We start from the raw sequence: 14133 nt of genomic DNA, 5'->3' as shown, positions 1-14133 counted from the left end.
GACTGTTATCACGTAACACGCGCCTTTCGGGAATAACGGAGTGTTATGCCAATTGTTATAAGTTCCGCTCCGCCTATGCAGCAAACCTTTTTCGAGTTCAACCGGAAGGCCGGGTCATGACCAAATCATCACGTGCTCTTTGCGCCGCTTTAGCGGCCGCACTGGCGCTTTCCCTGCCCGGATCGGCTTCTTCCGAAACAATCGTCCGCAAGACCTATTCCTATTTTTCGATCAGCGGCAAAACCGCCGCCGATCTCGACCAGCAGCTTTCCAGACATGGTCCGCTGACGCGCAATACCGGCGCGCGCCATCCTGGCGCCACCGAAATCAAATTCGGCGGCGAGCTCACTTATGTGGAAAAAAACGGCCTTTGCAGCGTCGGAACCGCCAAAGTAGTGTTGAACACTCGCATTCTCCTGCCGAAATGGAAAAACCGCCGCCGCACCACGGCGGAACTGGCCTTCATCTGGGATACGCTGCTTGCCGATATCAAGCGCCACGAGGAGCGCCACGCGGAAATCGCCCGCACCCATGCCCGCTCGCTTGAAAGGCAGCTGACGGGGCTTCGGCCGCAGAAAAGCTGCGAGACGCTGCAGAAAATGGTCGGTAAGATCACCCAGACGGTGATGGACGAACACGACCGCGATCAGTTGCGCTTCGATGTGGTGGAATCGAAAAATTTCGATGCCCGCATGACCCGGCTTTTGAAGAACCGGCTCGAACAGGGTCAGAACCGCCGCTGATCGGTCTCACAGCCTATGCCATTCGCTCCACATCGAGCACGGACATGACGTTACGTCATGTCCGATATCACCCGTGAATTCTCGTCATGGTGCCGTCGCCAAGACTCATTGTACGTTCTTCGTACGGTATGGGATCATTCGGCCAAGCGGCTTGAGGCTCCAGCCGTCTCCGGTTCTCCCGGTGCGCACTTGAGGGCTCGCAGGTGTTTCCTCCCTCGCCTGCATGCTGCGTACCCGCCTCGCCCCGCTCCCCGCTACCAGGTGAGCGGGGCTTTTTCTGCGTTTAGCAATGACGAAAGATATCAGCCCTGACGTTCGGGAACATGGACGACGAGACCATCAAGCTCGTCGTTCATCTTGATCTGACAGGAAAGGCGCGAGGTTGGGCGCACGTCGAAAGCAAAGTCCAGCATGTCCTCTTCCATCGGTTCCGGTCCGCCGACGCGCTCAGCCCAGGCGTCGTCGACATAGACATGACAGGTCGCACAAGCGCAGGCACCGCCGCATTCCGCATCGATGCCGGGAATGGAGTTGCGCACCGCATTCTCCATGACGGTGGAGCCGTTGCTCACGTCGAGTTCATGGGGCGTGCCGTCAAAGGCAACGATGGTCAGTTTTGTCATGCCGGAAATCCAAAATGTGATCTAAGAACTGTTCTAAACACATAGAAAGGCCGGTCCGCCTTGGCAACCCGCTTCAAGGGCGCGCAGACGCAACCGGCCTTGCAAAATGACAAATTTGATGTGTTACGCCTCAGCGGCAAAGCTTGAGGATGAAATTTTCAGCTTCGACAATGGCCGCCGCAAGTTTTGCAATCGCCGCGCTGTCATTGCCCTTGTCCTCCACCACGGCCGCGGCCGCGGAAACGGCGGAAGCGCCGACGGCCTGCGCCGACCCTTTAAGACGGTGCGCTGTTGCCATGACGGCCTTGTCATCGGCGTCCGCCATGTCATGCAGGGCGGCGCGGGCGTTGCGGCTGAAAAGTTGCAGCACCTCGATCTCCAGATCCTTGTCGCCCATTGTCTGGCGGGCAAGATGATCGAAATCGATAGGTTTTTTACCGGCGGCGGGTGCGCCGCCGCAATTGTCGGGAGCTTCGAAAGCAATACTGACCGCTGCCATGAATGAAATTCCTGTCTCGCCGTTTCCTGTTTCGTGTCACATCTGTGTCGTATTCACGCATCCGGACCGCTGCTATCGGCTTAAATTACGGCGTGACGCAGGCGAAAATCTTCTGCTATGGTTAATTTATGTTAAACTTATGCGAAACAAGGCGTTCAGCGTGAAACTCAGGTTTAAAAACTGTTAAAAAGCCGACACTTCGCCGCCGTCGCAAATCCGCATTAATTGTTTCGAACACCTAAATGTGTCACTACGGTACTGCCGTTCTCGCAGGGCTTAAGCTCAAGCTTTGTTATTACGGCACAGTGATGTAATTTCGCCCGAAAGCTGGACCACCAGCAATTCGGGATTTGGTAAATGGCGGAACTGCTCTCTCTTGAGGGAAAGTTTCGCTGGCATGATGGCGGCAGTCCGCTTGCGGAACGCAAGTGGTCAACGGCATGAAGCCGGGCGTATGTGTAACGAGGCGTAACCGCATGGCGAATAACAAGATCAGCGACTCTGTCGACGAGACTGCATTTCAGGCATTGGAAGATGCCTTGCAGCTTGGCGCTTTCGAAGAAAAGCCGGAGACGCGGAAAACTGCAAAGCCGAAGCAGCCGGAGGCCAGAGTGAAGGAAGCAAGCAGACAGACCCCTGCTCCCGAGGCCGCCCGCGCGCCTGCCGAACAGACGCCCAGATCCCCCAATCTCGAAGCCGCCAATGACGGCTCCAAGCGCAGCCCGGCGATGATCCTGAAATCGCTGGAAGGCGGCTCCATCGGCGGCGCATTGCGCAACGCTACGATCATGTCGGTCATCTGGGCGCTTGGCGGCCTTGGCATCGCCCATCTTCTTTACGGCAATGCGCTTTGGAACATCGGATCGGTCGCCGATCTCACCGCGATCCCCGGACTGATGGCGATCGTCGTCGGCATTCTCGTTCCCGTCATGCTGTTCTTTGCCTTTGCGATCATGATGGCGCGCGCCCGCGATCTGCGAAATGCCGCCCGATCCATGGCCGAAGTCGCCCTTCGCCTCGCGGAACCGGAAACGGTCGCGTCCGACCGCATCATGTCCGTCGGCCAGGCGGTTCGCCGCGAAGTTTCGGCCATGAATGACGGTATCGAGCGCACCATTGCGCGAGCGACGGAACTCGAAACCCTCGTTCATTCCGAAGTCAATGCGCTTGAGCGCAGCTACGCCGACAACGAACTGCGCGTGCGCAGCCTCGTCCAGGAACTGACCGCCGAGCGCGACGCTATCGTCAACCATGCCGAGCGCATCCGCTCCTCCATCGTCGGCGCGCAGGAACAGATCAAGGAAGAATTGTCCATCGTCGGCGAAGAGCTTTCGATGCGGATCGCCACGACCGGCGAGGCCTTTGCCTCGATGATCGACACGCGCTCGGCCGCGCTGCTCGAAAAATCGCGCGCTTCGACCGAAGCGATGGGCAGCCTGATCGCCGCCAAGACCGAAAATCTGTTGCAGGCGTTGAACTCCTCCGGCTCGACGATATCAAACGAATTCGACATGCGTCTTCATAACCTCACCTCGACGCTGGACGAGCGCGGTGAAGTGCTGCTGGAGCGTTTCGCGATCCATGCATCGACGCTGGATAGCGGCGTGGAAAGCCTCAACAGCGCGCTTGAGGAGCGCACCCGTCAGCTCAACGAGACGCTGTCGACGCGCACACTGGAACTCAACCGCAATATCGAACGCGGCCAGCAGGTCATCGGCGGCTCGCTGGATACGGTTCTCGACAAGCTGTCCACGACGCTTGAGGAAAAGGGCCTGTCCTTCCGCCAGAGCCTGCAGAGCACCGCCGACGATGCGATCATGGATCTCGATCTTCGTTCCGGCCTCTATGAAGAGCGCATGCAGGCGACGGTCGGCCAGGTCAATTCGGCCTTCGACGAGCATGTGGCGCAGTTCGCCAGCGCCTTCGACCAGCGCGCCGGCAGCCTCGACAGCAAGTTGATGGAAAGCCTCGCCCGCATCAACGAAACCGTTGCAGGCGGCTCCGAAGCGCTTGACACCATGCTGAATGTCGGTCTTGAGCGGATCGGCACCACGATGACCGACCAGTCGCTGGCGCTGGCAACCGCGCTGGGCACGGGTCAGGAAATGCTGGAAAGCGCGCTTGACAGCCGGACCCAGGCCTTCAGCGATGCCATCGGCCAGCGCACTGCCGAAATCACCGATGCCTTCGCCAATTCGCATGCGAAGATCGACACCGTTCTGGCGGAACGCAGCAACGCCCTGTTCGGCGCGCTTTCGGCCAGCCAGGACCGTTTCGACGAAGCGCTCGCCAGCCGCTCCCTCGCCATTACCGGCGCGGTTTCCGGCACGGCCGAACACCTCGCCGCGATGCTCGACGAACGCGCCGCTGCGATCAACAGCGTTGTTGCCGATGTGGAACGCCGTCTTGCCGAAACGCTCGAAACCCGGGCAGCAGCCATCACCGGCGCGGTTTCCGGTATAGAAGACCGCATCTCCGACACGCTGGAAAGCCGCACAGCTGCGCTGCATGACGTCGTCTCCGGTGCGGAGAGCCGTATCGCCGAGACGCTCGACGGCCGCACTGCCGCGCTTTCCAGTACCATTTCCGGCGTCGAGGAGCGCATCGCCGACACCATGGACAGCCGCACGCTGTCTCTCGACATGACCTTCGCCAATGTCGAGGAACGGCTTTCGGAGACGCTCGACAACCGCACCTCCGCCCTGACAGGCATTGTCGCGAGCGCTGAGGAAAAAATTGCCGGCGCGCTCGACAGCCGCACGGCTACCTTCGGAGACGTGGTAGCGGGTGCGGAAACCCGTATCGCGGAAACGCTGGACGGCCGCACCGCCGCTCTCAACGCCGTTGTTTCGGGTGCCGAGGAACGCATCGCCGATGCGCTCGACAGCCGTACCATGGCTCTTGACATGACATTCTCCGGCGCGGAAGAAAAAATCACCGAAGCGCTCGACACGCGCACCGCGGCCCTTGGCGAACTCGTGGCCGGTGCCGAGATCCGGATTGCCGGCGCGCTCGACAGCCGCACAGAGTCGCTGAAGACCGTCGTATCCGGCGCCGAAGAGCGGATCACAGATGTGCTCGACAGCCGCACCATGGCGCTCGATATGAGCTTCTCCGGTGTCGAAGAAAAGATCGCCGATATTCTCGACGGTCGCACAGCCGCTCTCAATAACGCCGTTGCCGGTGTTGAGGACCGCATCGCCGGCGCTCTGGACACGCGTACTGCTGCACTTTCCGGCATTGTTTCCGGTGCCGAGGAACGCATCGCCGATGCGCTCGACAGCCGTACCATGGCGCTCGACATGACGATTTCCGGTGTCGAAGAGCGGATCGCCGAAGCCATGGATGCGAGAGCGTCGTCGCTCTCGCTTGCGGCGGCCGGCGTCGGCCAGCGTCTGGAAGCCACCGCATTCACGCTTGAAAACGCGCTGGCCAGCGGCCACGATCGCCTGGAAACCATGCTCGGCTCGCAGGCCGAGCGCATTGCCGGTTCGCTGGAGCGCAATAGCGGCCTGATCGAACAGAGCGTCTCGGGCGCGGCCGACCGCATCGAAAGTGTCGTCGAAGACGGCAGCAGCCGCTTTGCCCAGACGGTGGAAGAAGGCGTCTCGCGTCTCGAAAGCAATCTGTCGCAATCGCATGAGAATATTCGCACCGCGCTCGACCAGCGTCAGGCGGACCTTGCCGCGACGCTCAACTCCGCCACGGCCCAGATGGGCGACATGCTTTCCGAGCAGGCGATGATGATCGGCACCACTGTCGCCTCCAGCGCCAGCATGCTGGAACTGTCGCTCGAAACCCAGCAGGAAGCGCTGCAGAAGACGATTGACGGCAGTGCTGCGACGCTGGAAGAACGTCTTCGCAACAGCGCCGGCGATATCGCCGTCAAGATCGGCGAAGCAGCCCGCGAAATCGGCGGGGCCACCGACGCCCTCTCCAACCGCATCGAAACCTCAATCGGCAATGTCAACACCCGTCTCGACGAGACCGGCGCACGCATCGAGACCTCGCTCGATACGTTGCAGGCACGCATCGGTGGCGATCTGGCCAATGTGAACACCTCAATCGAGGATTCCGGCCGCCGCTTTGCCGAAGCGCTGGAAGACAAGACGGCCGTGTTCGCCCGCACCAGCGACGAGGCAGCCGAGCGCATCACCGGCATTCTGGACGAGCAGACCACGCGCGTCGCAGACACGTTCGAAAGCCGCACCAGCCGTCTGGCGGAAACCTTCGATAGCGGCACGGCCCGCATCGATGAGCGCCTCGGCACCATGGACCGGGCGCTGACCATCGGTCTCGAAAATGTCAACCGCACCATTGAAGGCAAGGCGACTGATCTAGCGCTGAGCCTGCGCGGCGCGGTCACCTCGGCCACCCAAAGCATCGGCGACGAAGCGGCCCGCTCCTCCGCCCTGCTCTCGAAATCCGGCTCGGAGTTTGCAGAACAGGTGCAGGCGCAGAACGAAGCCTTCACCAAGGCCATCGAAGAGCGCTCCGGGGAGATCGTCAACCGCATTTCCGATGCGCAGACCCGTCTCTCTGGCCAGGCCGCCGCCGTCGCCCAGACCTTCTCCGAAGCGGGCAACATCATCGTCAACAAGGTTGCCGAGGCTGAAGCCGTCGTCCGCTCTCAGGTCGGCGTCATCTCCGAAACGCTGACGGGCGTCGAATCCGCCCTCGACGCGCGTGGCGAATCCATTCGCTCGGCGCTTGATAACCGCACCCGCGAACTCAACTCGATGCTGGCCAGCCGCTCCGCCGAACTTTCGCGCCTGATCGAAGAGAAGGCGAAGCCCGTCGTCGACGAATATGCCACCATCGGTCGCGAAGCCGCCGAGAAGATCGTTTCCGCAGCCCAGCAAAGCGCAGATCTTCTGTCGCAGAGCAACAGCGGCATGGTCGGCATGGTGGAACAGGCGATCAGCGATTACGCCGCTGCCGGAACGGATGCGGCCAGCAAGCTGGTCGCCGCCACCCGCCAGAGCACCGACATGCTGTCGGAAACTCATACGGCCATGGCGGACGCCGTCGAACAGGGCATCGACAAATATGCCCGCGCCGGCAGCGATGCGGCCAACAAGCTGGTTGCCGCCACCCGCCAGAGCACGGATATGCTGTCGCAGACCCATAACAGCATGGCGGAAATCGTCGAACAGTCGGCAAGCAACTTCAACTCCGCTGTCGAGCGCGCCGCACAGGGCTTCGGCGCGGCAGATGAAGCGCTGAACGCCTCAGCGACCCGCTTCTCTGAATCCGCCTCGCAGGCCGCCGACATGGTGTCCAGCTCCAGCCGTCTGCTCGAAGGAAAAATCGACCGCCTGTCGAATATTTCCGGCCAGACACTGGCGCAAGTCGCCGGCATCGTCGGCCGCTTCGAGGAACATTCGAAGGTGCTGAGCCAGGCTTCCGAGCTTCTCAATGCGGCACAGTCGAGCCTCGTCGGCACGCTGGAAGAACGTCAGGATGCGCTTCGCAGCCTGTCCGTCGGCCTCGTCAAGCGCTCCGAGGAAATCGAAAGCGCCATGCGTAACGTCGTCGGCGTGGTGGAAAACACCCTCAACGAGGCCGAGGAGCGTTCGCAGAATGTCGCCGGCAATCTGCGTGACAATCTGCAGGCGTCCTTCTCCGATATCGGCCGTTCGCTTGATGAAACGGAACAGCGCGCCCGTTCGGCGGCCCAGACAATGCGGGGCGCCCTGCTGTCGGCCGGTCAGGATGCCAGCCGTTCGATCGAAAGCACGCTCTCCGACGCGCAGAAATATTCCGACGAGCTGGTCAACCGCCTGCGTGGTGGTGTCGAATCCTCGCTGTCGGAAGTCGACAATCTTCTGGGCACCGCTTCGGAAAAATCGAATGCCGCCGCAGCCAACCTCAAGGAAACATTGCGTCAGGCCGTCGAGGACGCTGTCAGCCGCTTTGCCGGCGCGACGGACGAAATCCGCCGCTCCAGCCACGATATCCGCCGCGAGCTCGATGCGACCCGCGCCGAACTGAAGCGTGGCGCTTTCGACCTGCCGGAAGAAGCCAAGGAAAGTGCGGCAGCCATGCGCCGCGCGGTTTCCGAACAGATCAAGGCGCTTCAGGATATTTCGCAGCTCGTCGGTCGTTCGACCCACCAGATGGAAGTCTCCGAACCGGTCGCCCGCGCCATTGCTGCGACCCAGCCGGGAACCGAGCGCCGTGTCGAGACCCGTCCGCAACCGGCAGCCCCGGCTCCGGTTCAGCAGCGCCCGGCCCAGCCGCAACCGGCCCCCACCTTGCGTGGCGCGCTGCCGCTCGAGAACCGCCAGGCGCCTGCACCGGCGCAGCCGGTCGCAACTAACCCCGCCGGACGCCGTGAAGAAGGCGGCGGCTGGATCAGCGATTTGTTGCGCGGCGCATCACAGGAAACGCCAGCGGCGTCCGCACCTCGCGCCGGCGCGGAACAGCAACCCACCCGTGCGGCCGACACCCGCAATCCGCGCCACATGGTGGAATCGCTGAACTCGCTCTCGGTCGACATCGCCCGCGCCATCGATCACGACGCCTCCGTGGAGCTGTGGCGTCGCTACCAGCGCGGCGAGCGTGACGTCTTCACCCGTCGCCTCTACACACTGAAGGGTCAGACGACCTTCGACGAAATCAAACGCAAATATGAGCGGGAAGCGGAATTCCGCACCGCCGTGGACCGCTACATTACCGATTTCGAGAAGCTGCTCGCCGACGTGGCTCGCACAGACCGCGACCGTACAGTCACGCAGTCCTACCTCACCTCCGATACCGGCAAGGTCTATACGATGCTTGCCCACGCGGCGGGCCGGTTCAATTGACGAAGGGGAACGCGGAGATGGATACCTCTCCGCGTGCCTATACAGCCTTACTAAAGCGTGGCGCGTTTAATCCGATTCATGCGACACGCTTTGGATTTTTGTTTTTAAGCATGTCTTGCTCCCGAAAACGCTGCACGCTTTTGGGAGATATGCTTTAATAAATGACCGTCGCGGACTAAGCGGCGGTCATTCTGCATTTCGGCCTATGCGCAGTAGATAGTCCCGCTCGTTGAACGGATCGGAACCTGAGCGCCGGCGCGGAGGTGGGGGATTGTCAGTTCGCGCATAGTGGTCGAACGATGTTTCCATCACGCCCATGCCGCTGGTCAGTTCCGGCAGCCGCTGTTGGATACCCCGAACCGCCGCAGACGCAATTGTCCCCTCAAGCCTTGCCACGCCCCCGGAGATAACAGAGTTTCCAGGGGCCGCCCCTGCCTTGGCAAGCAGGGCGATCAACCGCGTCATGGCTGCGGCGGGTGCTTCGAGATGAAAGTGGTCGAACGGCTCGCAAACGAAGGTTTGCGCTTCCTTGAGCGCCGTTGCCAACACCCACGGCGTCAGTTGCCGGAAATCCGCAGCAGTGCTCGATGGAGAGGTATGCCGCGCAGCCGTCATTGCGACGTGACAATCCTGCACCTGCCAGCCGAAGACACCCTGTTTCAGCGTTTCGAATACGGTTTCCTCCACCGCACGATAGAAGCTTGCCGGCATCTGGCCGATTTCCACCTCCAATGCAAAGCTGTTGCCGGTGCCAGCCGCGCGGGGCTCGACGCGAAGCCCCACGGTTGCGAGAAACGGGTTGGGTTCCTTAAACAGGATTTGAAGCCCCTGCCCGATGCCGGAAAGCCTTTCCACGCAGATAACCGTGCTGTCTTCAAAATCGGCCTTGATACCGAAACCTGTCGACAACTCAGACTGAATGATCTCCTTTTGCACCTCACCGTAGAGCGATACGAAAACATCGTTTGTCTCATCGTTCCTTCGCAAACCTATCAGCGGATCCTGCTCGGCCAATTGGTTGAGCGCCAGCCACAGGGCCGCGTGTCCGGACGGCTGCCGAGAAACGACGCGCGTCTCGAGTGTAGGCGGCGCAAAATGAAATGCGCCACCGGCAACGACGTTCACACCCACCCGGTCGCCAACCCTCGCTCCGGCGAGACCGGTGACGCGGGCAATTCGCCCAGCGCAGAGACTTGTCGTATTTTGAACGCGACCGTCCTTGAAGAGTTGTATTCCCGTGATCCTCGCCAACCCTCGCGGCATAGGCAGATAATGCCGAAGCCGGATCGTTCCCGATTCAAGGTACAGATAGGACAGTTTTTCACCGCCCCACCCGCGCTCGATCTTGAAGATTTTTCCTACGACCTCACCGTCGGGATCGGGGTTACGAGCGGGCAGCATGTCGGTAATAGCCGAAATCACAGCCGGCAAACCGGCCCCCGTCATTGCCGCACCGGCAAAAGCCGGATGCACCAACCCGCGGGCAGTCTGCTGCCTGAGCGATCGCGAAAGTTTTTCGAGGTCCGCCCAGTCTGGCGTCAAAAGATAGTCATGCAGCAACTCTTCATCGTTGTCCGCAAGCGTTTCACAGAGACCGGTGAAAAATGGTTCGCTCCCCATATCGGTTGCCGCCACCCGCGCGCGCTTTCCGCCCGCATCGGTGACTGTCGACATAGCGACCGGGCGCACCCGCAACTGACTGGCGAGGTCGTTCACAACCTCGTCATAACGCGCACCGACTCGGTCGACCTTGTTGATGAAGAACAGGAACGGCAGGCCAAGACGTTGCAGCGCCCGCACCAATACACGCGTCTGGGCCTGCACGCCCTCCACGGCGGAAACGACGACCACGGCTGCATCGAGCAGACCCAGCACCCGCTCCACCTCCGCGATAAAGTCGGGGTGGCCGGGCGTATCAATGAGATTGACGTTAGTATCGCCGATCAGGAAAGAGACGACGGCGGCCCTAATCGTGATGCCGCGTTGCCGTTCCAGTTCGAGACTGTCTGTCTGCGTATTGCCGGTATCGACGCTGCCCAGCTTGTCGATCACACCGGCGTCAAAAAGGAGACGCTCCGTAAGGCTAGTCTTACCTGCGTCCACATGGGCGAGGATGCCCAGATTCAAAGTGCGCATGAACCCTCAACTTCTCAAAAACTCCAAGGTGATTTTTTTGAGAAGGGACTCGGCGCATTGGGACCTCTATGTGCGGAAACCGTGAGTTATTAAGCGCATCTCCAACAGTTTGCGGAGAGGCTGAGGAATTTAGAACCTGGGTCGCGATAGATGTCAAGCATGACAGGATCGGCACCTCTACCGGCGCAAACAGGGTGAGGCCACCGTAAAATTCCGCGACCCCCGGAATGCTGCGCCATTATGCCGATGTCAAATCTCGAACGTGCCCGATGCCACCCGCACCGCGTGGCCGCCGATACGGGCGCGGGCGATTTCGCCGTCCTTGATGTCCATACGCAAATGGATATGAGACGGTCGTTCCATCTCCACGCCCTGTTCGATGAGCAGCGGATAATGGCCGTCGGTCAGGCCGTCGAAATGGTGGATGGCGCCGGAGAGAGCGGCCGCGGCTGAACCGGTGGCAGGGTCTTCCGAAATGCCCATATCCGGAGAGAACATGCGGGCGTGGAACTTTGCCGCGTGATTGACGCCGCCGCGACAGTAGATATAGGCCGCCGTCAGGCGTCCTTCCACCAGCGGCGCGGTGCGCAACCACAGATTAGCATCGAAATCCATCTCCCTGATGGCGGCGATATTGTGCAGGGGTACGAGCAGGAACGGCACACCGGCGGTCCAGATCGACGGCACGTGATTCTCAAAGCCGAGATGTCCTTCGCTAACGCCCAACGCATCGGCAAGCGCCGTGTGATCGAGCGGCAACTCGACGCGGGACGATTTGCGCGGCAGGTCGAATTCGGCGAAGCTGACCGCACCGGGGCGCATCTTCACCGCACAACGCACCGGACCCACCTGCTCTTCCAGTACGCAGACCATATCGATGTCGTCATCGCCCTCGCCGCGATTTCGCTCGGCGATGGCCACCGCCGCGCCGACTGTCGGATGGCCGGCAAAGGGTAACTCGCCCGAGGGCGTGAAGATGCGCAGCGAGGCCGCATGGGCCGGATTGCTGGACCGGTTGACGAAAACCGTTTCGGAAAGGTTCATTTCCCGCGCGATCGCCTGCATCGTGGCCTGGGGAAGATCATCGGCGTCATACATGACCGCCAGCGGGTTCCCCGCCATTTTCGTTTCGGTAAAGACATCGTAGATATCGTAGTTCAGCGCCACATCCATCTCCTGCCACTCGTCATTCCGACTGCCTTAGGCAAACTGCATCAGGCCGCCCCGCATCGCAACCCTTGTCCGTGAGTGGAAATCAAGAAGCTGTGGACCGGATCGGTGCGGTCCGCCGTCCGGGAACGCCTGCGCCTGTGAAAGGCCTTGTCGCCAGCCGCCGTCTTCATGTACCAAGGGTGCGTCTGGCGGTTTGTCATCGACCTCCCTGTCGAGGTTTCAAGATTTCGAGCCGCTTCAACGGTTTACAGCGCCTTGCGTGGACGGTTTCCGGTCTGCGCCTTGTCGAGGGAAGCGGATGTCGCATTCTACCTATTCACTGTCCTTCGTCGCCTCCGCAACCGAAGAGGCGCAGGCCGCGCTGAAAGAGCTGAAAGGCATTTACGGCGATACACCTTTCGAAGAGGCTGAAGTGATCGTCGCGCTCGGCGGCGACGGCTTCATGCTGCAAATTCTCAACGAGACGATGAATTCGGGCAAGCGGGTCTATGGCATGAACCGGGGGTCAGTCGGTTTCCTGATGAATGACTACCGGGTGGACGGCCTGCTGGAGCGTATCGCGGTGGCGAGCGGCAATGATTTCCATCCCCTGCGCATGACGACGACGGATTCCGACGGCGACGAGTTTACGGCGCTTGCCATGAACGAGGTCAGCCTGTTTCGCCAGTCCCACCAGGCCGCCAAGCTGCGTGTGGAGGTGGACGGCAAGGTGCGGTTGGAAGAATTGATCTGCGACGGCATGATGGTTGCGACGCCGGCAGGCTCCACAGCCTACAATTTCTCCGCCCATGGACCGATACTGCCGCTGGAATCGCCGCTGCTGGCGCTCACACCCGTCAGTGCTTTCCGCCCACGGCGCTGGCGCGGCGCGCTTTTGCCGAATAAAGTGACGGTCGATATTCATGTTCTGGAACGCGACAAGCGCCCGGTGAACGCGGTGGCCGACCACACCGAGGTGAAATCCGTTCGTCATGTTCGGATTGCACAATCGCAGGACCGGACGGCAAGGATTCTCTCGGATCCGGACCGTTCATGGTCGGACCGCGTTCTCGCGGAACAGTTCAACAATTGACGCTCGCAATCGACAATGGCCATGCAACTGACAAGACCAATCCTCGCTGCCCTCCTTTTCGCCGCCGCCGTGCTTCCCGCGCGCGCGCAGACGGAAGCGATCGACGCGCTGCCGGTTTCGGCAATCTTCGTCGTCAGCAGCGGCATGTGGGAAGACCGCAATCTTGAGCCGGTGAAAGGCCCCGACGGGCAATTGCGGCCGCCGCCTGCCTCGCCCACGCGCGGCTACTACAAGGTCATCGCCATCCGGCAGGGCGACGGCACGGCAAAAATCTACCTGCAGCGAATCGTCTTTACCGCAGAAGGGCCGAATCTTCTGGAAAATATCGAACTGGAAGAATTCAGCCAGATGAAATCCTATGTCACGGATATTCGTCCCGAAAGTTCGAATGGCGCGCCCGCCTCGCCCGGCTTGTTCGTGACTGTCTACCTGAAAACGGACCCGATGAGCAAGGAAGCTGAAAGCTGGACGATCCTGATCGACGAGCTGGGCGAGATGAAGGTCGAGAAAGCGTCAAACTGATCGGCCCGATGCGCGGGCCGGGAAAGATTACGCTTGCAGCGCCTCCGGGCCGCCAAGAACCGCACCGAAATGATGTTTCCATAATCTCTCCCCGAGTTCACCGCTGCGATCGAGACTGGAGCCCACCGTAAGCCACGGCAACAGCGTGGGATGCAGCCCCGCATCGAAGAGGGCAAAACCGGCGGCCAGCACGCAGGTATCGGCCTGAATGCCGCAGACCAGCACCCTGTCGAGTTTCAGCGACAGAAGATGGTCGATGACCTCCCGGGGTGGCGCATAACCGTGTTTGATGAATATGCGATCTGCCGCAACAAGCGACTCGTCGTCCCTGCCCGGTTTCCAGCCGAGTTGCCGCTCAAAGGGTGTTATGCTTTCGTCATGGCGCTCGACGGTGGCGATACTGGGCATTGTCAGGGCGAGAGCGGATATTTCCGCCACCAGCGCAGCCGGCGGATTGAAGCTCGACTGGACGTCGACGATATAGAGCGCCTGTTTCATGCTTGTTCTCCAACGAAAAAACCCTCGCAATGGGTTTGCGAGGGTAAGCTTCTTCAAT

General features: G+C 60.8%; 9 protein-coding genes. 4 read left to right on the top strand and 5 right to left on the bottom strand.

Annotated elements, in window-relative coordinates:
• The first annotated feature begins 116 nt into the window (after window positions 1-116).
• On the top strand, window positions 117-743 hold the full coding sequence (locus tag ACQZ48_RS11760) for a DUF922 domain-containing Zn-dependent protease (RefSeq protein ID WP_137410232.1): 627 nt from the start codon (window positions 117-119) through the stop codon (window positions 741-743).
• 302 nt (window positions 744-1045) lie between these two features.
• On the opposite strand, the gene ACQZ48_RS11755 is transcribed toward ACQZ48_RS11760, so the two are convergent.
• Complete coding sequence (locus tag ACQZ48_RS11755) at window positions 1046-1366, bottom strand: 2Fe-2S iron-sulfur cluster-binding protein (RefSeq protein WP_003502527.1); 321 nt, start codon at window positions 1364-1366, stop codon at window positions 1046-1048.
• Window positions 1367-1496: 130 nt separating this feature from the next.
• Window positions 1497-1865 carry an Hpt domain-containing protein gene (locus ACQZ48_RS11750; protein ID WP_142912154.1) on the bottom strand — a complete coding sequence of 123 codons (369 nt, stop codon included), beginning with the start codon at window positions 1863-1865 and terminating at the stop codon, window positions 1497-1499.
• Window positions 1866-2341: 476 nt separating this feature from the next.
• On the opposite strand from ACQZ48_RS11750, the gene ACQZ48_RS11745 reads away from it, so the two are divergent.
• Window positions 2342-8674 carry an apolipoprotein A-IV repeat region-like domain-containing protein gene (locus ACQZ48_RS11745; protein WP_448728831.1) on the top strand — a complete coding sequence of 2111 codons (6333 nt, stop codon included), beginning with the start codon at window positions 2342-2344 and terminating at the stop codon, window positions 8672-8674.
• A 186-nt stretch (window positions 8675-8860) separates the two neighbouring features.
• Here ACQZ48_RS11745 and ACQZ48_RS11740 read toward each other — a convergent pair whose 3' ends face one another.
• Window positions 8861-10810, bottom strand: a complete 1950-nt coding sequence (locus tag ACQZ48_RS11740) for a GTP-binding protein (protein WP_448728830.1) — start codon at window positions 10808-10810, stop codon at window positions 8861-8863.
• Window positions 10811-11059: 249 nt separating this feature from the next.
• A complete protein-coding gene (locus ACQZ48_RS11735) occupies window positions 11060-11977 on the bottom strand; it encodes a PhzF family phenazine biosynthesis protein (protein WP_077982947.1) in 918 nt (305 codons plus the stop codon).
• A gap of 304 nt (window positions 11978-12281) precedes the next feature.
• Here ACQZ48_RS11735 and ACQZ48_RS11730 point away from each other — a divergent pair, with 304 nt between their 5' ends.
• On the top strand, window positions 12282-13055 hold the full coding sequence (locus ACQZ48_RS11730) for an NAD kinase (protein ID WP_077982398.1): 774 nt from the start codon (window positions 12282-12284) through the stop codon (window positions 13053-13055).
• A gap of 21 nt (window positions 13056-13076) precedes the next feature.
• Entirely contained in the window at window positions 13077-13577 is a 501-nt protein-coding gene (locus tag ACQZ48_RS11725) for a hypothetical protein (RefSeq protein ID WP_137410228.1), read from the top strand.
• Between the two features lie 27 nt (window positions 13578-13604).
• Here ACQZ48_RS11725 and ACQZ48_RS11720 read toward each other — a convergent pair whose 3' ends face one another.
• A complete protein-coding gene (locus tag ACQZ48_RS11720; protein WP_448728829.1) occupies window positions 13605-14075 on the bottom strand; it encodes a hydrolase in 471 nt (156 codons plus the stop codon).
• Window positions 14076-14133: the final 58 nt, after the last annotated feature.

The organism is Agrobacterium sp. 22-209-1 (assembly GCF_053522485.1).
Note: the sequence above shows the minus strand (reverse complement) of the source record. Positions and strands in the feature narration are given on the sequence as shown.